19 protein-coding genes are annotated in these 20,560 nt (G+C 51.5%); 1 reads left to right on the forward strand and 18 read right to left on the reverse strand.

Annotated features, from left to right (window positions below; genetic code table 11):
• Positions 1-47: 47 nt before the first annotated feature.
• The 6 genes from G451_RS0104940 to G451_RS0104970 form a co-directional block, all read right to left on the reverse strand.
• A complete protein-coding gene (locus G451_RS0104940) occupies positions 48-494 on the reverse strand; it encodes a GatB/YqeY domain-containing protein (RefSeq protein ID WP_027183386.1) in 447 nt (148 codons plus the stop codon).
• Positions 494-694: a 30S ribosomal protein S21 gene (gene rpsU, locus G451_RS0104945; protein WP_027183387.1), complete on the reverse strand. Its 201-nt coding sequence runs from the start codon at positions 692-694 to the stop codon at positions 494-496. Before rpsU ends, G451_RS0104940 begins: the two co-directional genes overlap by 1 nt.
• 191 nt (positions 695-885) lie before the next feature.
• A complete protein-coding gene (locus G451_RS0104950; RefSeq protein ID WP_027183388.1) occupies positions 886-1,068 on the reverse strand; it encodes a hypothetical protein in 183 nt (60 codons plus the stop codon).
• 49 nt (positions 1,069-1,117) lie between these two features.
• Positions 1,118-1,390 (reverse strand): HU family DNA-binding protein, encoded by a 273-nt coding sequence (locus tag G451_RS0104955; RefSeq protein WP_027183389.1) that lies wholly within the window; start codon positions 1,388-1,390, stop codon positions 1,118-1,120.
• Between the two features lie 275 nt (positions 1,391-1,665).
• Positions 1,666-2,481 carry a 16S rRNA (adenine(1518)-N(6)/adenine(1519)-N(6))-dimethyltransferase RsmA gene (rsmA, locus tag G451_RS0104965; RefSeq protein WP_027183391.1) on the reverse strand — a complete coding sequence of 272 codons (816 nt, stop codon included), beginning with the start codon at positions 2,479-2,481 and terminating at the stop codon, positions 1,666-1,668.
• A gap of 6 nt (positions 2,482-2,487) precedes the next feature.
• Positions 2,488-3,801, reverse strand: a complete 1,314-nt coding sequence (locus tag G451_RS0104970) for an O-acetylhomoserine aminocarboxypropyltransferase/cysteine synthase family protein (RefSeq protein ID WP_027183392.1) — start codon at positions 3,799-3,801, stop codon at positions 2,488-2,490.
• A 178-nt stretch (positions 3,802-3,979) separates the two neighbouring features.
• Between G451_RS0104970 and G451_RS27675 the strand changes: the two genes are divergently transcribed.
• Positions 3,980-5,641 (forward strand): FAD-dependent oxidoreductase, encoded by a 1,662-nt coding sequence (locus G451_RS27675; RefSeq protein WP_051261161.1) that lies wholly within the window; start codon positions 3,980-3,982, stop codon positions 5,639-5,641.
• 142 nt (positions 5,642-5,783) lie between these two features.
• Here G451_RS27675 and G451_RS0104980 read toward each other — a convergent pair whose 3' ends face one another.
• The 12 genes from G451_RS0104980 to G451_RS0105035 all read right to left on the reverse strand — a co-directional run bounded on the left by G451_RS0104980 (position 5,784) and on the right by G451_RS0105035 (position 20,502).
• On the reverse strand, positions 5,784-7,217 hold the full coding sequence (locus G451_RS0104980; protein WP_027183393.1) for an NADH-quinone oxidoreductase subunit N: 1,434 nt from the start codon (positions 7,215-7,217) through the stop codon (positions 5,784-5,786).
• A gap of 18 nt (positions 7,218-7,235) precedes the next feature.
• On the reverse strand, positions 7,236-8,693 hold the full coding sequence (locus tag G451_RS0104985) for a complex I subunit 4 family protein (protein ID WP_027183394.1): 1,458 nt from the start codon (positions 8,691-8,693) through the stop codon (positions 7,236-7,238).
• A 16-nt stretch (positions 8,694-8,709) separates the two neighbouring features.
• On the reverse strand, positions 8,710-10,623 hold the full coding sequence (nuoL, locus tag G451_RS0104990) for an NADH-quinone oxidoreductase subunit L (RefSeq protein WP_027183395.1): 1,914 nt from the start codon (positions 10,621-10,623) through the stop codon (positions 8,710-8,712).
• Between the two features lie 3 nt (positions 10,624-10,626).
• The gene (gene nuoK, locus G451_RS0104995; RefSeq protein ID WP_027183396.1) at positions 10,627-10,932 is read right to left on the reverse strand and encodes an NADH-quinone oxidoreductase subunit NuoK; all 306 of its coding nucleotides are present in this window, start codon (positions 10,930-10,932) and stop codon (positions 10,627-10,629) included.
• On the reverse strand, positions 10,929-11,516 hold the full coding sequence (locus tag G451_RS27680; protein ID WP_051261162.1) for an NADH-quinone oxidoreductase subunit J family protein: 588 nt from the start codon (positions 11,514-11,516) through the stop codon (positions 10,929-10,931). Before G451_RS27680 ends, nuoK begins: the two co-directional genes overlap by 4 nt.
• Positions 11,517-11,535: 19 nt before the next feature.
• Entirely contained in the window at positions 11,536-12,099 is a 564-nt protein-coding gene (gene nuoI, locus G451_RS0105005; protein ID WP_034640849.1) for an NADH-quinone oxidoreductase subunit NuoI, read from the reverse strand.
• A 27-nt stretch (positions 12,100-12,126) separates the two neighbouring features.
• Positions 12,127-13,140, reverse strand: a complete 1,014-nt coding sequence (gene nuoH, locus G451_RS0105010) for an NADH-quinone oxidoreductase subunit NuoH (RefSeq protein WP_245587773.1) — start codon at positions 13,138-13,140, stop codon at positions 12,127-12,129.
• Positions 13,125-15,665 carry an NADH-quinone oxidoreductase subunit NuoG gene (gene nuoG / locus G451_RS27685; RefSeq protein ID WP_051261163.1) on the reverse strand — a complete coding sequence of 847 codons (2,541 nt, stop codon included), beginning with the start codon at positions 15,663-15,665 and terminating at the stop codon, positions 13,125-13,127. Before nuoG ends, nuoH begins: the two co-directional genes overlap by 16 nt.
• 34 nt (positions 15,666-15,699) lie before the next feature.
• Positions 15,700-17,031, reverse strand: coding sequence for a complex I 51 kDa subunit family protein (locus tag G451_RS27690; RefSeq protein ID WP_084448385.1), 1,332 nt, complete (start codon positions 17,029-17,031; stop codon positions 15,700-15,702).
• A gap of 3 nt (positions 17,032-17,034) precedes the next feature.
• Positions 17,035-17,535, reverse strand: a complete 501-nt coding sequence (nuoE, locus tag G451_RS0105025; protein ID WP_027183399.1) for an NADH-quinone oxidoreductase subunit NuoE — start codon at positions 17,533-17,535, stop codon at positions 17,035-17,037.
• Between the two features lie 124 nt (positions 17,536-17,659).
• On the reverse strand, positions 17,660-20,065 hold the full coding sequence (locus tag G451_RS0105030) for an NADH-quinone oxidoreductase subunit B/C/D (protein ID WP_084448412.1): 2,406 nt from the start codon (positions 20,063-20,065) through the stop codon (positions 17,660-17,662).
• 23 nt (positions 20,066-20,088) lie between these two features.
• Positions 20,089-20,502 carry an NADH-quinone oxidoreductase subunit A gene (locus G451_RS0105035; RefSeq protein ID WP_051261164.1) on the reverse strand — a complete coding sequence of 138 codons (414 nt, stop codon included), beginning with the start codon at positions 20,500-20,502 and terminating at the stop codon, positions 20,089-20,091.
• Positions 20,503-20,560 lie beyond the last annotated feature (58 nt).

Below are 20,560 nucleotides of genomic sequence, written 5' to 3' on the forward strand. Positions count from 1 at the left end.
AAAAAGGCAACAGAGTTTGAACGCGGAACGCGCTGGCAGCGTGCGTATCAGGCAGAAAGACGTGCCTTTACCAAGGCACTGACATCTTTGCCGTCGACACGCCCTTTATACTTGGCCATGACCGTCGAAATGACACGTCCCATATCTTTCATGGACGAAGCGCCGGTCTCGGCCACAGCATCTTCAACCGCCGCCTGCAAAGCTTCGGGTGAAAGCGGCTCGGGCAAATAGCGCTGGAGAACGGTAAGTTCCCGCTCTTCCTGTTCGGCCAAGGTCGCCCGACCGGCCTTAGAAAATTGTTCAATGGACTCCTGACGCTGCTTGGCCTGTTTGGCCAGCAAATCCAGAGTCTCATCATCGGAGAGAGGACGACCAAGCTCTACATGCTTGTTTTTGGCGGCTGTTTTGACCATTCGCAAAACAGCCACCACCACTTCGTCCTTGGCTTTATACGCCGTGATGAAGTCTTTTTCGATCTGATTGAGGAGATTCATTACATCATATTGAATTTACGCATTTTCTTGAGCAACCGCTTTCGAGCGGCAGCTTTCTTCTTCTTGCGCATAACGCTGGGCTTCTCAAAGTGCTGGCGTTTTTTCAGCTCAGAAAGAATACCGGCCTTTTCCACCTGCTTTTTGAAGCGGCGGAGCGCAATATCGAAGTTATCCGACTCATCAAGATAGACACCTGGCAAACAAATCACCTCCCCTCTTCCCGACCTTATGCGGGCAAAATCGAACTCAGATTCATATCGCCGCAACACAAGGTTGTCAATGCAAAAACAAAAAAAATTTCGTCCAGCCTAAATACGGCTGGTCGATTTTCAAAGGTAGAAAAAAGCGTTCTCCGGCTCCACTTGGGGAACCGGAAAACGCTTACAAAAGCTTAATGCGCGTTTGCGTCATCCTTCTCACAGGTTTCCCGGAGGCTTTTCAGGATGACATAGCCCATTCCCGATCCTAAAATCAGAATAACGAGATAGAGCACGCTAAAAAAAACAAAATGATCAGCCGACCACAACGGAAGGTCCTGCGGCAGCGGACTGTGGACAGTTTCACCGTGAATCATCATAAACGACATAGGGGGAAACTCCAGATGGTTAAATGGGGTAGAAAAGTTACTTCACTGCATCTTTGAGAAGCTTACCAGGTCGAAACTTAACAACCTTGGAGGCGGGAATCTGAATCTCTTCCCCGGTACGGGGGTTGCGTCCCGTGCGAGCTTGACGCTCATCAACGAGAAACGTACCAAAACCGGTCAATGTGAGCTTACCATCAGTCACAAGTGTATTTTCCACAGATTCAATAAATGCATTGAGACTGCGTTCGGCACTGGCTTTGCTCAGCCCGGCCTTGTCTGCAATTTTACCGACCAGATCAGCCTTCGTCATCGGTCCTCACTCCTTCTCAAAAAGTTCGCTCCGCCGGCCACGGGCCGGACCCCAGCCATCCCTGAAACACCTCGTGCAACCATATCATGCCGTCCAATACCAAAGGTCGGCGTCGATAGACTTCGTACATGCAATCAAACAAGAGTACCGACAAGGGAAAACCGGAACAGCACCACCCCACGACGAGGCTGACCCGAGAAATCCCATGCCACCGGGCTTTCCCGGATATTCAAGATTGCGCGAATCAAACAAAATTTTCAATCTCAAGTCAAGCATTAGGCCCGTTGCGCCAATACATTCGATAATTTTTCGAACACTTCAGGCGACAATTCTTCAGGGCGAGAACGACCATGTACTCCAGCGGCAACGAAAATGCTCTCTACTTCACTATCAAAATCATCACGTAAGATGGATTGCATCTGTTTTCTTCTCTTTCCGAAGCACTGTTTAATAAGTCGAGCCAAGTATGCCCCGTGAAGAGGTAACTCAGTGAAAGAACGCGGGACAAACGCAACAACAGCTGAATCAACCTTTGGTCGAGGCCGAAAAACCGATGGTGGCACTTTAAACAAGAGTCGTGGAGTTGCGTAACTTTGAAGCCACACAGACAGTCCGCCATATTCTTTATTTCCTGGAGTAGCCACAATACGACGCGCCACTTCATACTGAACCATAAACACAGCCAGAGACCATTGCCTGGCCCGTGATACAATATCCCACATCAGCGGTGAAGCAACGTTGTATGGAAGATTTCCAACAATCTTCACCGGTGCAAGCCCGGAGAGCTTTTCCCACTGCATATCGAGAGCATTGGCGCAAATCACATCGACGCGGGCCTTCTCTGCAAAGGTAGACTTGATATGCGGAGCAAGTTCTCGATCCATTTCGATCGCCACATACCGCCCTGGAGAAGCCGCCATTATGGCTTTGGTCAATGCACCTCGCCCGGGACCGATTTCAACGATGGTTTCTTCGTGAATCGATCCCAGTGCGCCAACAATCTTGCGAACGATATTATCATCGACAAGAAAATTCTGACCTAAAGACCGTTTGGCCCGAGCAAATGGTGTCTTTTCATGATCAATACCCATCGATGACTATGCCTGCGCCGCTTGAAGTGCTTGATCGAGATCAGCGAGAATATCGTCAATGTATTCAATTCCCACAGAGATGCGCACAAGATCTTCTGGTACACCAGCGGCTGCCAATTCCTCGGGAGTCAACTGCGAATGTGTTGTACTTGCCGGATGAATCACCAACGTTTTGGCATCGAGAATATTGGCCAAATGCGAACATAACTTCACGGATTCAATGAATTTAGCCCCGGCAGTAGCGCCACCTTTCACGCCGAATCCGAATACCGCTCCCGGTCCCAAAGGAAAAAACGTCTTCGCTCGTTCAAAATCCGTATGATCGGGTAACCCGGCGTAGTTCACCCAGCTTACGGCCGGATGCGACGCCAGAAATGCAGCGGTTTTTGCCGCATTTTCACAATGGGCCCGAGCCCGAAGGGGCAACGTTTCCAATCCCTGCAAAATGAGAAAACTGTTCATCGGCGACAATGCCGCGCCGATGTCGCGCAAAAGCCCGGTACGCACTTTAAGTGCAAACGCCTGACACGAAGCCTCTTCGGCAGAAAGCCCGCAAAAACTTTGGTAAAATGACATGCCATGATACGAGGGGTCCGGTTGCGTGATCTCAGGATACCGATCGTCCACGCGCCAATCGAACATCCCTTTTTCCAACACGGCTCCCCCAATGCTATTCCCGTGTCCGGCAATGATTTTTGTCAATGAGTACACGATAATATCAGCACCATGATCAAATGCATTGAAAATCGGCGGCGGTGATACCGTGGCGTCCACCACAAATGGCACCCCGGCTGCATGAGCAATCTCGGCAATGCGCGGCATGTCGTGGACATTACATCGCGGATTCCCAATAGACTCCATAAAAACCAGCCGGGTATTCTCATCGATCGCGCGGGCAACATTCTCAGGATCGGCGGTATCGACGAACCGCACTTCAATGCCGAAACGTTTGAGGGTGTGCGTGAACAGCGTCACGGTCCCACCATATAAATTTGTTCCGGACACAATATTCTGTCCGGCCTGTGTAATGGCGGCAACGGTATAGAAAATAGCCGCCATCCCCGACGCTGTCGCCACACACCCGGCAGCATCGTGCATTGCCGCAAGGCGTTTTTCCAAAACATCCGTCGTAGGGTTCATGATGCGCGTATAAATGAAGCCGAAATCGCGCAAGCCAAACAAATCGGCAGCATGTTTGGTATCGCGAAACGTATAGCTTGTTGTTTGATAAATAGGGACCGCACGGGAATGGGTATCCTGGTCGGGAACGTGCCCGGCATGGAGGGCCAGTGTTTCAATTCCGGGTTTCTTTTCGGACATGTATTCTCTCCTTCGGCTTCAACATGAGCTGCCACAAGGGCAGCTTTGGGTTTCATCAGGGATCTAGCAGTCTGCCAGAAAAAAGAAAAGCATCTTGAATCGCACGATGAAACGATGATAACACCATAGACACATTTCTTTCCAGGCAGCATACAATACAGCAACACAAGGAGATAAAATGGTGTTCGGACTTGGTAAAGACAAATCCGCCCCTAAAAATGACGAAGAATGGTACTTGCCGGAAAAAAGTCGAAAAACGTTACAGGAGACCTTCAAGACTTTGGCCGGCCCGGTACCGATTTACGTTTTCACCAAAGACGGTCAAAATGATACGTTTAACGATTTCACGCTCAAATTTACCCGTGATATAACGAGGTTATCCTCCCATATCACCATGGTCCATCGTGACCTTGACCATATAGATGCTCAAAAATATGGCGTGGATCGCTCTCCGACGATTCTTTTTTCCCCGGATCGTTACGATATCCGCTTCATCGGAGCGCCATCGGGAGAAGAAGGGCGTTCATTTCTGGAAACCATTCTCTATGTGTCTGCAGCCGATTCGGTGCTATCAGATGCATCCCGGGCCAACATGGCCAAACTCGAAGACAAGCGTGTGGTCAAAGTGTTTGTCTCTCCATCGTGTCCTTATTGCCCGGGACAGGCTGTCAATGCTGTCCGTGCCGCCATTGAACGTCCCGACCTGGTGTCCGCTCATATTATTGAAACAGGTGAGAATCCCGATTTAGCAGAACAATACAATGTGGGCAGTATTCCGCATACCGTTATCAATGACACACTCAACGTCCTTGGCCTAGAACCTGAAGAGCAGTTTATTGAAGAGCTTGTCACATTAACCGCCTCCGAGCATCATCATCACGACCATGATGCCCTTGAAGCGGAAGTGGCCGACCTCGTCATTGTCGGAGCCGGGCCGGCTGGGCTCACCGCGGCGATTTATGCCGGCCGAAGCGGGCTCAAAACAGTCGTCCTTGAACGCAATGCGATTGGTGGGCAAGTGACCATCACACCTGTTGTTGAGAACTATCCGGGGTACAGCAATATTCCCGGTGCGCAACTCATGGATATTATTGCCGAACAGGCCAAGCAATATGCCCGAATACTCCAAGGAGAAGAGGTCTTAGAAATAAAATTTGGCAAGTACGTGGAAGTACTGACAACTCATCACTACTTTTTCTGTCATGCCGCCATCCTCGCCACCGGAGCCACGTGGAAAAAGCTTGATGTTCCAGGAGAGATCGAGCTCTTCGGCCATGGAGTCAATTATTGTGCGACCTGTGACGGGTATTTGTACAAAGGCAAATCCGCCGTTGTGGTAGGAGGAGGCAACACGGCTCTGACGGACGCACTTTACCTGCATAATATCGGCGTCAATGTGACGATCATTCATCGCCGCGATGCGTTTCGAGCCGAACAGCATTTGCAGGATTCCGTACAGAAAGAAGGTATTCAAACCATCACCAATGCGGTTGTTGAAGAGATACTCGGCTCAAAAAAAGTCCGGGCTGTCAAATTACGTGAGACCGTCACCGGTGAAGAACGCGAGTTGGAAACCAATGGAGTCTTTGTCGCCATTGGTGAAGCATCCAACTCAAAACTGGCCGAAGATCTCGGTTTGGCACTCGAGGATGATGGCAGCATCAAGACCGATGAACGTTTGCGAACAACCATCCCTCGTCTCTTTGCAGCCGGAGACGTTCGCGGCGGAATTCGTCAAATTGTCACCGCTGTTGGTCAAGGTGCGACGGCCGCAGCCAGCGCATTTGAAGATATCCAGGAACGCTTGGCCGGGATGGAGAAGAGAAAGATGGACGTATGATTCGCAACGGTCAATAGAATGCAATAGAATACGGGAGAGGTGGAACGTTTAGCGAATACGCCGCAGACACCTCTCCCCTTCTCTTTCATTAAAATCTGATTTCTGTGGTCTCCTGACTATCACAAACGCAATAGGACATGGCTTACGGCATCCCGATTCCGCTTGCCGCAACCGCATCATACACCGGCGTGGGAATGATCCCCAACAGCAAGAGCGCGCCAAACACCAGGATAATGGCAAGACTCCCCGATATGCCGACAACAGGTGGAGTCCAGTTGATCGAGGCTTTCCTCAAGTACAATGCGGCAAGAGCGCGTAAATAGTAGGCAATAGAGACGATAGCAGCCACGATACCGATGGCGGCCAACCAAAGATGCCCCGCCGACATTGCTGCGCGAAAAACAAAAAGTTTTCCTGTAAATCCTGCCGTCGGGGGTAAGCCGGCAAGGGAAAGCAGACTCAGTCCAAGGAGTGCTGCACTCCACGGACGAATTTCTCCTTGAGCTCGCACATCGTCCAATTGGTCAGCTTCACTCTCTCGTGAACTGAGCAACGACAACCCACCAAAAGCCCCAAGATCCATGACGGCCAAGGTCACCGAGTAAAACAAGACCGGGCCGGGACCGGCCTCTCGCACGGAGAGGACAGCCATAAGCAAATACCCCATGTGTGCAACGGACGAATAGCCCAGCATACGCTTGAGACTGGTCTGACGAAGAGCAGCAAAATTCCCTAGCACCATGCTGGCTGCTGCCATAATCCACAATCCCACGGTGAATGCTGGCCAAAATTGCGGACCTAAAGCCATCGCAATTCGTAGCAATGCGGCAACGGCCGACGCTTTCGCCACAGAAGCCAAAAAACCAGATACGGGAGCCGGTGCCCCCTGGTACACATCGGCCGCCCAAAGATGGAACGGAGCGAGTGCCAGTTTGAACCCAAAACCGGCCAACACAAAACACAGACCCAACAGCACCGTGTTTGCACCCTCCGGTTGAGCAAGACTTGTTGTTATAGAAAGACTCCCACTGCCTGCATACACCAAGGCAATGCCAAACAACAGGCAAGCGCTTGCAGTCGCTCCAAGCACAAAATATTTCAGTGCGGCTTCAGTTCCTGCATCGGAAGAACAATGCATTGGATGTGATGCAATAAGGACGTAAAGTGGCAACGACAAGAGTTCCAAACCAAGAAATAAGGAAAGCCACCCACTTCCCCCGGCCAGTAAAAGCGCTCCACATAATGCAAACAGCAACATGGCATACGGCTCGTCGCGATCAAACTGCCGTTCCATGGCAAACGGTCCGAAAAAGAACAATGCGACGACCCCAAGCAGACACAACACCGGTAAATAAAACGCAGACAGCGCTCCCGTATCAAAAAACGCCGCCAAAGCCGCGTCCGTGGGCGGTGCCGATGGATATGCCGCCAGACAGGCGATTCCTGCGGCTATGACCGATGCGACCGCAATGGGGTACAACGCTGTGCGGATCTGATTCCATGCGCCAAGTCCAAGAAGGATAATGGCTCCCAAAACCAATACGAGATGCGGCATATAGAGACTGGCAGAGGACATGGCACGCTCCTTGGCAAGTTATTTCGGGACAGCAGCGGCCAACGTAAGCAAAGGCCCGTTCACAAAATCCAGAACAGACGAGGGATGCAGCCCTAACCAAAGCACGGCCAGAGCAAGCGGCGCTAACACCGCGATTTCCCGCGGACACAGATCAACAAATTCGATATCGGGAGACTCGTTCACCGGCCCGTACAATGTCGCGTGAACCATTTTCAGAATATATACCAAGCCAACAACAAGCCCTCCCAGCGCAAGAGAGGTCAGGACAGGCCAAGCGGCAAAGGATCCCATCAAAATCATAATTTCGCCTACAAATTGCGACAGTCCCGGTAAACCGGCTGCGGCCATAGCAAAAAAGAGAAAAAATGCGCCGAAGATCGGCATCCGCTTCCACATTCCGGCAAACACGGAAAATTCACGGCTGCCAGTGCGTTCCACAAGCATACCGACCATGATAAACAGCCCCCCGGTTGTCAGCGCATGACTAATCATTTGCAGCACAGCACCGGAGAGCGATAGAAGCGTGTCAGCGGCCAGCCCGAGCATGATCATGCCCATATGAGCGACACTCGAATAGGCAACAAGCCGTTTGAGATCAGTTTGCGCCAAAGCGATCCACGACGCATAAAACAATCCGAGGACGCCGATACCAGCAAGCCAAGGCGCAACCACTCCGGCCGTCTGCGGAAACAACGGTAAAGCCCAGCGAAGAATAGCGTACGCACCGGTTTTGAGGAGGACGCCAGCAAGAAGCAGACTACCGGCTGTCGGCGCCTGGGTATGTGCATCCGGAAGCCAGGTATGCACGGGAACAAGGGGAGTTTTAACGGCAAACGCCAACAGGAAAGCCGCAAAGAGCCAGTGCTGAACCGCTGGAGTTGGAGGCATGGCGGTCAGTGCTGTCAGAGACAAATCGGTACGCGTCAACATGAGTTGAATAACGGCAAGCAGCAGTGGCAATCCACCGGCGATACTGAACAAGACGAATTTTGTTGCCGCTTGGCGACGCTCCTCGTGACCATATCGACCGATAAGAAAAAACATAGGAACAAGCTGCAGTTCCCAAAAGAGGTAGAACAAAAACACGTCCTGCGCCAAAAATACGCCTAAAGCCGATGTTAACGACGCCATAAGTAACGCATGAAATCCCGCAACTTGATGCTCAATTTCTCGCCACGATGCCAGAATACCAAGACCGCCCAAAAAGACTGTCAGTATTGCCATGACATAGGAAAAACCGTCCATTGCAAGGGTATACCGCACATGCAGTGGCGCTATCCATGTGAAATCTTCGCGTAAATGAAGTTCCGAATATCCCGTCATGCCAGGAATGGCGAGCAGTAAGGCCAATTCGGCCAACAGACTGACGAGACAAAGGATACGAACCTGATTGGGTTGACGCTGCACAGCCAAACCGGCAAGCCCACAGGCAAGCGGCAAAAAGACGATACATGTCAAAAGCGGAAAGGTATTCATGGCATGCTCATTTCGGTTACCGTATGCCCACACTGGCCAGCACGAGAAGTACAAACGTCAGCCCCACCAAAAGCCACAACACATATCCGGTCACCTGTCCCGTGGACAAGCGACGGACCTGACCGGCGCACGCCGAAGCCAAGGCGCCTAACCCGTTTGCCGCTGCATCCACACCATGGACATCGGCTCCCCTCCAGAGCGCATGGGATGCTCTTACATAAGAACCGGCAATCCACCGCGTATAGAGGCAATCAAGGCCAAACCCGGAAAACGCCCATGCTGGCAAACCTGGCTGTTCCGTATTCAATGGAATGCGCTGTTTTCGATGTGGCCCGAAGAATGCCCATGCTGTAATCAGCCCCGTCACTGCGAGAATACCGTCAATGACTTCGACAATGTCATGCGGTTCATGCTCAACCGAAGACGTAAAATGCAGTGCCTTTTCCAGCCAGTGTTCAGGCAATCCCGTGAGGTGGGCAAACGATTCGGGCAAATTCAAAGCTCCAGCCACCAAGGCGAACAAAGCTAACGGCCACAGGACATGCAGCATTCCCCCTGGGACCGGTTCACTCTTGTGATGCGACGTATAGGTCGCTTCTCCCGTAAAGGTGACGAAGAACATGCGAAATGTATAAATCGCCGTAAAAAGTGCTCCTATGGAGCCGATAATATAGAGTATAGGCCACAATCCGAAATAATCCGTGTCCGGGTGGCCAAATGTGTACATCAATATATGGCCTTTGCTGAAAAATCCGGAAAACGGCGGTAAACCGGACAATGCAACAGCTCCACACAAGAACGCCCACATGACACCAAGAGCGGCCTTACGAGTACGTTTCCCCATCGTGAAAATATCATGCTCTTCTCCAAGCGCCTGAATGACAATCCCGGCTGTCATGAACAGCAATGATTTAAAGAAAGCATGACAGAGGAGTTGGAAGAAGCTGCCAGTGGGATCGCCGGCTCCGATGCCGAGAAACATATACCCCACTTGACTGATGGTAGACCACGCGAGAACGCGCTTGATGTCGCGTTGAAACAACGCCGCACACGCGGCAAAGAGTGCTGTTCCCGCTCCGACAATGGCAATGGCTGCCAGTGCCGCCGGGGAGACGGACAACAGAGGAAAAAGTCGCATAAGGAGATAGACGCCGGCCGTGACCATGGTGGCGGCATGTATCAACGCAGAAACCGGAGTCGGACCAGCCATGGCATCGGGGAGCCAGACGAGTAACGGCAACTGCGCAGATTTGCCCACAGCAGCCCATAAAAACAATACTCCCAACAAGGTTGCCATGCCGGTGGAAACCATGGCTGCGTGGCTTGTGATATCCGAGAGTCCAAGACGCCCGAAATGCGTGAACAAAAGGATAATGGCTGCAACAAACGCGACATCACCAACACGCGTCACTAAAAAGGCTTTTCGACCAGCGATGACCCGATCCACCTCGGTGAACCAGAAACCGATCAACGCGTACGAACAAAAGCCTACTCCTTCCCAGCCAAGGAAGAGAAACACAATATTGTCGGCCAGCACAATAACCAGCATGAAAAAGACAAAGAGATTGAGTAAACCGAAATATCGTGCCCATTCAACATCATGCCGCATAAAAAAGACAGAATGAATGTGAATGATGAGCGAGACGAAACACACCATAATTGCCATGATGGCCGACAGAGGATCGAGCAAAACATTGGCGGCGACATGGAGTCCGGCAGCCTCAAACCAGTTGACGAGATGCACCACTATTTCGGACTGACCAGAGTGAACAAGCATACACCAAGCCGACACGGCACAGCCAAGCGAACCGGCAACGGTGGCACAGGCCATAACCTCACCAGCCCGGCGCGGTATCAACCTACCTCCAAGGGCCAAAATTGACGCCCCGGCAAGCGGTAAGATCAAACAGAGAAGAACATATCCCAACACGGCCTACCCCTTGAGTTCGCTGAAATCGTTTGGGTCCAGGCTGTCTTTGAGCGATCGGGCGTAGACAACCAAGGCCAACCCCAAGGCGACTTCCGCCGCTGCCACCCCCATGATGAATAACACGAATCCTTGTCCTTCCAGAGACATCCAGCGCAATGATGCACCGACAAAAACAATACCGGCCGCATTGAGCATGACTTCAACGCCAAGAAGCACCATGACAAGATTGCGTCGAATGACCACGGCCGCAAGCCCCATGAAAAACAGCAGACTAGCGAAAAAGATGACATGTTCAAAAGGGACAATCATGATGTCTTCTCCTCGTCCGCTCTCGTCGGTGCTGTTTCCACTGTCCCACCAGACGGTTGTGATGACATCAGGATCGGTCCAAGTGGTCGCCGCCCGATGAAAAAGACACCGGCCAATGCCGCCAAAAGCAACACCGAGACAGCCTCCACAGCCGGCCACGCCGCCCCCATAAGCCATGCACCGAGCTCACGCGGTTCCGAACGAGCCAATGTCAACAGACGTGAGCCGGACGGTTCAAACGAAAGCAATGACACACACGCCATGATTGAAAGAAAAACCAATGCCAATGGAATAAAGAGCCGTTTGATGGAAAAAAGAGGTGCCGTTTTCCCGGAGGAATCTTTCCGCTGCTGCATGAGCATGATGACAAATAAAAACAGCACCATAATTGCTCCGGCATAGACGATGACTTCAAAGACCGCCAAAAGCGGTGCACCAAGCAGAAAAAAAATCAATGCCGTGGCAAAAAGCGCCAAGCTCATCCAAATGACGCCATGCATCAGCACCCGGCGCGTCACCGCCATGCCTGTGGCAAAAAGCGTCGCCGCAGCAAGCACATAAAACAGTCCCGCATAGAAGGTCATGACGGTCTCCTGTTCGCATTCATGGCAAATTCGTCCTGTAGTCGACGACCGGCTTTTCATTTTCATGCGTGCCTTTCGGAGACTTCTCCGCCACTCCGGCATGCGCATAAAAATCATAGTGGGGATGTTTGCCCCCTGTCCCTTTGAGGAGATCTTCTTTCTCTGCCACCAAGTTGAGCATGTCTGTTGCTGAAAATTCAAAATTCGGCGTCAATTGAATCGCCAACGTCGGACACGCTTCTTCACAAAAGCCGCAATAAATGCAGCGTCCGAAATCAATACGAAACCAGGCGGCGTATCGTCGGCCGTCATCTCGTGTTGCCGATTCCATAGAAATGCAGCTTACCGGACAGGCTGCCGAGCAAAGATAACAGGCCACGCATCGTTCATCCCCATCCGGAGAACGTGTCAGAATAATGCGGGCACGTGACCGGGCCGGTAATATTCGTTTTTCTTCGGGATATTGTTCCGTTATTGGGCGGGTGAATGTCGCTTGCGCCGTTTTCACATACCCGGCAAGCAATCCACGCCCTCCATCAAGCACGGCGGTTGCTGCTTCATACAGGCTTTTTTTCATATCCATCACGTTCTCTCCCTCTGTGCACCGTTTTTATGATCCCATGGCCACAAGAACGATTCCCGTGAACACAATATTAACGAGTGCAAGCGGCACAAGCACTTTCCAACAGAAATGCATGAGTTGATCATAGCGAAAACGAGGGAGTGTCCCTCGAGTCCAAATCAACAAAATAGGGACAATCATAATTTTGATGAACAACCAGACCGGACCGGGGAGCAACGGGCCGCGCCATCCACCGAGAAAAAAGACCGCAACCAAGGCGCCAAGAAGGATCATGTTGACATATTCACCCAAAAAAAACAGAGCGAAACGCATCCCGCTGTACTCTGTGTGAAATCCGGCTTGGAGTTCATTCTCGGCTTCGGGTAAATCAAAGGGAATCCGTTTGGACTCGGCCAGAGCACTGATAAAAAAGATAATGAAGGCAAGAGGTTGTACAAGGATAAATGGATACGAGGCCTGTGCATTCACAATATCGACGAGGCTCAACGAGCCGCTCAACATGATGATGGGCACCAGTGATAATGACAACGGTAACTCATAGCTGATCATTTGCGCTGCACCGCGCACCGCTCCCAGCAAAGAAAATTTGTTATTGGACGCCCATCCCCCAAGGGCCACGCCGTACACCCCGATAGACGACAGGGCCAAAATGACCAGCAATCCCACATCAAGATTACTCACGACGAAGGGAAGTGTATGGCCGAATATGGTGATGTCTCCGCCCAAGGGAATGAAGGCGAAGCCAATAAATGTCACCAAGGCCATCATCGCTGGAGCAATAAGAAAAATGAAACGCTCAGCGCCGTCCGGAACCAAATCTTCTTTGAGCAACAGTTTGACGCCGTCGGCCAAGGGTTGCAGCAGGCCAAAGGGACCGACACGATTGGGGCCATACCGCAGTTGCATACGACCAAGAAGCTTACGCTCAAGAAGCACGAGGTATGCGGCCAGCGTCAAGACCACAAACAGGACAAGGGCAATCAAGACAATCGTATACCCTGCGCCAAGCAGGAAATCCACGGACATTATCGTTGTTTCCATGGACACTCCTCCCCGGTTTCAATGGGGTCGTATTCAACCCGCCCGGCGTTCTCGTTCTCACGTTCCTTCCACACCTGATGCTCAATACCGCTATCCGGTATGCGGCCGGCCACCAATGTACACAAGCCTTCGGGACGTCGTAGTACCAACGTATTTTCGGCCATATCATTCCGCACATGCAACACCGCGCGTACAAGTCCATCAGCAAGAGACATAACAATGATATCGTCTTGAATAAAACCGCGTTTTGCCGCTTCGTTCTCATGCATGAAGGCTTCCGGCCCGGCAGCCAATCCAGGAACAAGACGACCGTACGCCGACAATTCTTCCGTGCCGAAGACAGTTTCCACGGCAAGCACATCAAGGGTCGCTGGTCCGATAATACACGGAGGGCACACCACGGCGCCGATGCGCGGTCCGTCTTTCATCGCCGGGACAAGACGCATTCCCCAATCCGAAGACTGTGGCGGTGTATCCGGTACAATGGGAAATACATTTTTTATCACATCCCACCCTGATGTAATGCAGGGAGATTGCGGTACCAAAGCATTTTCAATCTGCGCAAACACCTGCCATAATGGTCTGGGATCACCGCCTGGAATATGGGAAGAAAACGTGCGTGGAGGATGACTACCTGCCCCATCTTGTCGCACCGGAAGCCCACCGGCATAAACCGGTGTTGAGTATTGCAACCGCCCTTCTTGGTTGACGAATCCGCCGCCAGCTTCAAAAACATTTTGTGTGGGGATAAACACATGTGCCATTTCGCTCGTGTCTGACGGCACATGATCCAAGACAATGCATGTTTCGAGCTTCTCCAAAATCTTTCGTGTTCGTTCACGGTTGATAGAACAGGAAAAGATATCTGCTTCGGCGCATATCAACCCAGTGACATCGCCGGATTCAATGGCATGAAGCAATTCCTCAGCACTTCGTCCCGCTGTCGTGTCAAGCAATGCCGCGCCAAAAGCGTTAGGTCCAGGGAGTATGGTAAAAAGTCGAGCATCTTTGCCACGTTCTCGCCACAATCGAACAAGTCCCGCAAAAACACCGGGAAAACCGGCCGATGCCAGCCGTGTTCCTGAAACCACGCAAGGACGCCGAGCCTGTGAAAGTTTTTTCGCAACGACATCGCACACCGTGGCGTCCAATTCTTTGGGGAACGCATCGGGCAACTGATCCCAGAACTCATAAAACCCGCTGTCTTTTTCGGGCGCGGCAAACGTATGACGAGTTATCGCTCCCAAAACCCCAATAGACTGAGCGCGTGACGCAGGAATATGTGTGCAGGAACATGGCAACTCCACTGGACGTGGATCAACGACAATGACATCGGCTCCTCTGCGCGCAGCTTGCCGCAATGCTAACGCCAACATCGGTGCTTCGCCCAAGGCGTCGGCCAAAACGACAATAATCAGATCACTGTCTCGGATATCCTTTTGACTGCATACGATTTCTTCATCCAATTCCGCGACGATCTCTCGAACGATCTCCCGTTCATATTGCCCGGAAAAAAATGATGGCGCAGGGAACTCGGCATGATGTGCCAGGTGAACTGCCATGGCCTGACTTTCAAGACTGGCTCGCGCGGATGTATATATCGCGAGTGCGTTTGTCTTTTTGTATTGCTCAAGTCGCGCAGCAGCGGCAAGAATGGCATCGTCCATGCTGGCGGGCTGACCATCAATCTGTGCCTGACGAGGCCTTTTCGGCAGGTTAGCATATTCGAAACCATACCGACCACGGTCACAGATAAAATAGTCATTTGTTTCCGGATTTTTGCGCGCTTCAATCCGAACAACATCCCGATATCGTACGCCGGTAGTAATAGAGCAGCCCAAGGAACAGTGGAGACAAATCCCTGCACCGCGTTGCAGATCCCATCGTCGCGCCCGATACCGTGAAGGTTTATCCGTCAACGTCCCGGTTGGGCACACATCGATAAGATTGCCAGCAAAGGGGCTCTCCAGACGTCCGGGAGAAAACCGTCCGAAGTACACTCGTTGGGCCATCCCAAAGACACCATAATCTTCGTATCCGGCATATTCACGGTAATAGCGCACACACCGATAACAATGAATACATCGATTCATTTCATGTTGAACAAGCGGGCCAAGATGCTGATCGGCATACGTTCGTTTAGGCCCCCAATAACGCCGACTCCCATGCCCACCCGCAACGGTCATATCTTGCAAGAGACAATGCCCGCCCTCGTCGCACACGGGGCAATCATGAGGATGATTGACCATGAGCCACTCGATGACGGCCGATCGAAACGCCACCGCTTCGGGATGATTCGTTGCAACGACCATCTCGTCTTTGGCTTCGACCATGCAGCTCATCCGCAACCCTTTCACCGGCCCATCCACAAACATAACCGCGCACAATCGGCAGGCACCCACGTTGCCCAAGGCTTCGTGGTAACAAAAACGGGGAATCATGATGCCGAGCTGTTCAGCCGCATCAATGACTAAGGTGCCTTTTTCCACCTCGATTTCACGACCATCTATAATCAATTTGGGCATGACACACCTCGGGCCACTGCCCACGCAACACGATTCATGGGCCTCTCCGTTCGGTTTTAACCGACCTGTCATTCCAGGCGCCGGGTTTCGGGAAGCTTCCGTCGCGCGTAAAAGGACACCCTTTGCCATTCAGATGATCACGGACTTCATCGGAAAATTCGTCGAGAAGTCCCAACACTGGGGCTGCCGCCCCTTCAGCCAGGCCACAATACGCATGTCGCATCTGGGCCGCCATGATACGGAGTGTTTGCATATCGTCAGGTGTTGCCTGACCCGATTCGATTTTTTTGAGCACTTGCAACATAAGCGGCAGGCCCTCACGGCACGGGGTACACCAACCGCACGATTCGCGAGCGAAATATGAAAGAATATTGATTGTGGCCTGAACGAGGCAGGTTTTCTTATCAAACACGATAATGGATCCCGTCCCCAAACGTTGCCCTGCGCCTTTCATGGATTCAAAATCAAGAGGAAGCGAAAGATGGTTGCCGCGCAGGAACCCCGTCGATGCGCCACCAGGAAGACAAGCTTTAAATTCAGCACCGTGAAGCATGCCCCCAGCTTGCTCAAATATGATCTCTCCCAAGGTTGTTCCCATGGGCATCTCAATACAGCCCGGTTTTGCGACCTTGCCGCTGACACAGTAAAGCTTCGTGCCATCTCCCCCTGGTGTTGCGGCCAGTTCCTTGAACCACTCGACGCCATTGCGCACAATATGAGGCACAAACGCAAGTGTTTCCACATTATTAACAACAGTCGGTTGCCCCCACAGACCACTTGCTATCATGTGGCTTGTCTTGTCCGGATTGGGTCGACGTCCCATAATAGCGTTGGCTTGGGCTGTGGCTTCACCGCATATATACCGGCCGGCACTGCGGTGCACGATAATGTCGAAGGAGAAATCACTGCCTAAAATATTCTTTCCCAAATACCCGGCATCTCGCGCTTCTTGCAATGATGTTTCGAGTAAGACCGCGTCCGCTTCGTAGGAAGGCCGGATAAAAAAGACCCCTTCCTGGGCCTGGATCGCGTATCCCGTCAAGATGACACCTTCGATAACAAGATGCGGGTCGGTATTGACGAGGATACGATCTTTAAACGTGCCGGGTTCCATCTCATCCGTATTGAGTTGGATGTACCGCGGATGCGGGGCATCGTCTTTGAGAAAAGACCACTTGCGTCCAGTGGGAAACCCGGCGCCACCTCGACCACGCAAGCCTGAATCAAGCACCATGGTGATGAGTTCTTTGGGCGCAAGTGAGTTTAATGCACGTTTGAGCCCTTCGTACCCGCCACTGGCGCGATACTCTTCCAGTGTAGCGGCTCTCCCGGGTTTCTGATTCTTTAATAATACGAGCTCAGGCATAGGCTACCTGCACATGGCCATGGGGTCGTCTTCGGCCTTTTCACGCAGTTCTTGCAAAATTGCATCGACTTTTTCCGGGGTCAGGGGGCCGTAAAATTTTCCATTAATAAGTAATGCCGGTGCATTATGACAATCACCAAGGCAAGCCGTCGGTAACACTGTAAAAAGACCGTCTGGTGTTGTTTCACCTATCCCCACACCAAGCCTGTCGCAGAGATGACCAAAAATATTTTTTTCGTGGTGCATCCAGCATACGACACCGTCACAGACATGAATGACATATCGCCCAACAGACTGCCGATAGATAAAATCGTAAAATGTCGCCAGTTCTTCGACTTCAACCGGTGTGACACCCGTTAAACGCGCCGTGTGACGTACTGCCGAATCGGTCAGATAGCCAAAATGATTTTGCAGTACATACATCACGTCAACGATCTTTTCGCGGGAGAACTCTGCCGCAGCAACCATATCTTGCAGTCGTTGTTCCAGATCTTCAGGCAGCATGCTTTTTCATCCTCAACAAACCGTTTGCAATCACGAGAGGAAATGCATCACAAAACCAATGCATAGTTTTTAACGTGTATATGTCTTCCATAGGTACAACACGGGATTGACGCTCTCCCAGCAATTACCTGTCGATATCGGCTAAAATGTAGTCCAAAGAACCAATAATGGCGATGAAGTCGGCGACACTGTGTCCTTTCACCAGCATCGGCAATGCCTGCACATTGGCATATCCGGGGGAACGCATGTGCAAACGATACGGCATGTCGAGTCCATCACTAACGATATAAAAGCCCTGCTCACCGCGTGCGACTTCCGTAGCAACGTAGGCTTCGCCCGGTGGAATTTTCGGCCCTCTGGTTGCATTGATAAAATGATGAATAAGGCTCTCAATATCATGCAAGGTCTCGTCTTTATTAGGCAGGCTGTATCGATAATCTGCCGCTTTCACCCTGCCCCCAGGCATGAGTCGCGCTGCTTGTTCAATAATACGAAGACTCTGCCGCATTTCTTCCATACGGACTTCATACCGAGCAAGACAATCTCCAGCATCACGCGTAGGAACTTCAAAATCAAAATGTTCGTATCCGGAATACGGCGCGACTTTGCGTAAATCCCAGGCAACGCCACTTGCTCGCAAGTTCGGACCGGTAATCCCCCAATCAATGGCCTCATGCTGTGGAAGATAGCCGATACCCTTCACTCTCGCTTTGAAAATGGGATTTCCCGAAACTAAACTTTCATAATGGTCAATACGTTTCCCGAAAATGCGAACAAAATCACCAACGAGATTTTTCCAGCCTTCTGGTAAATCCATAGCAAGCCCACCGACGCGAAGCCAGGCAGGATGTAAACGCGCTCCCGTAATGGTCTCCACGATATCCATAATCATTTCACGCTCGCGAAATGCATGGAAAATCGGCGTCATCATTCCTAAATCCTGCACAAATGTGCCAAACCAGAGAAGATGGTTGGACAATCGGAAAAATTCGGCCAGCATGACTCGAATGCACTGTGCTCGATCGGGAACATCAATGCCACACAGTTTCTCTACCGCTAAAAGATACGTGAGATTGTTCGCTGTTCCGCTCAAATAATCCAGGCGGTCAGTATAGGGAATAAACTGATGCCAAGATTGATGTTCGGCGATTTTCTCTACTCCGCGATGGTGGTAGCCGATCTCGGTCACCATGTCGGTGATCTCTTCTCCGTGGAGTTCTACGACAAAACGAATCAGTCCGTGAGTACTGTAATGATGGGGACCAATATTGAGTAAAAACTCTTCATCACCTGTCTGTTTCCCCAAGTGGTCGACAAACAACTCTGCGGCATCAACCGGTTGCAGGGCTCTGGCGTCGTCCGTAGTATAGCCAGACATCTCGGTTGCCCGATGAATTGCGTCTTTTCGAAGCGGATGTCCGTTCCACTCCTTTGGCATAATGAGTCGCGTCAGATTGGGGTGGTCAGAAAAGTGAATGCCGAACATATCCCAAACTTCCGACTCGTACCAATTCGCTGACGGCCAAATCGGCATCAACGACGGTACTTCAGGATACTCACCGTGAAGAGGAACACGGACACGAAAGCAACTGGCATCATCCAATGACGTCAGCGTATAAATCATGGTGAAGTCAGGACGCCCCTCCAGTTCACGGCGCGTCCGCTCATCGATGGCCGTCAGATCTTCCAGGCGAACAAATCGAATCGGCGCATCGTATTTGAGCCAGTGCAAAACATCGATGCATAGTGACACAGAAACCGTCACGGTGGGCATATCGACGGCATTGTCATCAATCGTAACATCACCGGGAAATCGCTGCTGGAGGGCGTGTACAAGATTGTTTTGTGCGGCTGTCAATGAAATGCGCGGTGCCGAAGGGGTCCACATATCATCACATCGACTATCAAAAAAATGCGGTGGGGTGACGTCACTTCCTCGTGCCGGTATGCCGTTCATGCCCGGTCCTCGTGTATCTCGAAACATCGAGGCTCCATCCACCAGCACATCCTCTCCTCCGCCTTGATGTCCACCGGACAATCCAAGCACGGGACGTATCGGACGCTCGTTGCGAGCAATACGTTCCTGCAATGTCACAAGCCCCTGCAAAAGCGCTTCTGGCCGTGGAGGACATCCCGGAACATAGACGTCCACAGGAATAATCTGATTCACCCCCTGAACCACGCTATATACATCGTACATGCCGCCCGTATTGGCGCACGAGCCCATGGAAATAACCCATTTCGGTTCGGCCATCTGCTCGTACAATCGCAAGACAACCGGTGCTATTTTTTTGAAGACTGTCCCGGAAACAATCAGGACGTCGGCTTCTCGCGGTGTTCCACGGAAAACTTCTGATCCAAAGCGGGCAATATCGTAACGAGCGGTGAATGTCGTCGCCTCTTCGACAAAACAACAGGAAAGACCAAAAAAGAACGGCCACAAGCTGTTTTTTCGACACCAATTGATTGCTATATCGGCAAGCCCCAACACTCGCCCGTCCTCTTGTATGATATCTGAGAATACTGACATGGTGTCTCCACCTGGCTGACCGTTCATCGTTTTGGCTTGACGCCCCATTCCAGGCCTCCCTTACGCCATATCCAGAACAATCCTGCCAAAAGAACGACAATAAACACTGTCATTCGCACGAATGCATCCACATTCTGCCTCTCAAACGAGACAGCCCAGCTGACGATGTAGACTGCTTCCACATCGAAAAGAAGAAAGAACGCAGCCACAAGATAAAACGGCGTCGGAAAACGGAAACGAGCATGGCCAGTGGGAATGACGCCACACTCATACGGTCTGCCTTTTTCCGGACGTGGTCGTCTGGGATTGAGTAAAACCACCAGCAACAGAATGGTTCCAATAAGTCCCAAAACAAGGAAGATGTAGACAATCAGAGTGAAGACCCCAGGGGTCCATAAAGTCAAATCCGTTGCCAACGTGCCGGTCATCGTGTGCATAGTCGTTCCTGAGCCGATACCATAATTTAAAGGAAAAACGAACGTATGGAAGATAGTA

The sequence above is a fragment of the Desulfovibrio inopinatus DSM 10711 genome, assembly GCF_000429305.1.
In the GTDB taxonomy this organism is placed as follows: Bacteria; Desulfobacterota; Desulfovibrionia; order Desulfovibrionales; family Desulfovibrionaceae; genus Alteridesulfovibrio; species Alteridesulfovibrio inopinatus.

Coding starts and splice junctions, on each gene's coding strand:
- G451_RS0104950 (WP_027183388.1), bottom strand. CDS start 1,068: ATGATTCACGGTGAAACTGTCCACAGTCCGCTGCCGCAGGACCTTCCG.
- nuoK (WP_027183396.1), bottom strand. CDS start 10,932: ATGATTGTCCCTTTTGAACATGTCATCTTTTTCGCTAGTCTGCTGTTT.
- G451_RS27680 (WP_051261162.1), bottom strand. CDS start 11,516: ATGACCTTCTATGCGGGACTGTTTTATGTGCTTGCTGCGGCGACGCTT.
- G451_RS0104940 (WP_027183386.1), bottom strand. CDS start 494: ATGAATCTCCTCAATCAGATCGAAAAAGACTTCATCACGGCGTATAAA.
- G451_RS0104970 (WP_027183392.1), bottom strand. CDS start 3,801: ATGTCCGAAAAGAAACCCGGAATTGAAACACTGGCCCTCCATGCCGGG.
- G451_RS0105030 (WP_084448412.1), bottom strand. CDS start 20,065: ATGTCAGTATTCTCAGATATCATACAAGAGGACGGGCGAGTGTTGGGG.
- nuoG (WP_051261163.1), bottom strand. CDS start 15,665: ATGCCCAAATTGATTATAGATGGTCGTGAAATCGAGGTGGAAAAAGGC.
- G451_RS0104985 (WP_027183394.1), bottom strand. CDS start 8,693: ATGAATACCTTTCCGCTTTTGACATGTATCGTCTTTTTGCCGCTTGCC.
- G451_RS27675 (WP_051261161.1), top strand. CDS start 3,980: ATGGTGTTCGGACTTGGTAAAGACAAATCCGCCCCTAAAAATGACGAA.
- nuoI (WP_034640849.1), bottom strand. CDS start 12,099: ATGGATATGAAAAAAAGCCTGTATGAAGCAGCAACCGCCGTGCTTGAT.
- nuoE (WP_027183399.1), bottom strand. CDS start 17,535: ATGCTGCCTGAAGATCTGGAACAACGACTGCAAGATATGGTTGCTGCG.
- G451_RS0105035 (WP_051261164.1), bottom strand. CDS start 20,502: ATGCACACGATGACCGGCACGTTGGCAACGGATTTGACTTTATGGACC.
- G451_RS27690 (WP_084448385.1), bottom strand. CDS start 17,031: ATGCCTGAGCTCGTATTATTAAAGAATCAGAAACCCGGGAGAGCCGCT.
- G451_RS0104980 (WP_027183393.1), bottom strand. CDS start 7,217: ATGTCCTCTGCCAGTCTCTATATGCCGCATCTCGTATTGGTTTTGGGA.
- nuoH (WP_245587773.1), bottom strand. CDS start 13,140: ATGGAAACAACGATAATGTCCGTGGATTTCCTGCTTGGCGCAGGGTAT.
- rsmA (WP_027183391.1), bottom strand. CDS start 2,481: ATGGGTATTGATCATGAAAAGACACCATTTGCTCGGGCCAAACGGTCT.
- G451_RS0104955 (WP_027183389.1), bottom strand. CDS start 1,390: ATGACGAAGGCTGATCTGGTCGGTAAAATTGCAGACAAGGCCGGGCTG.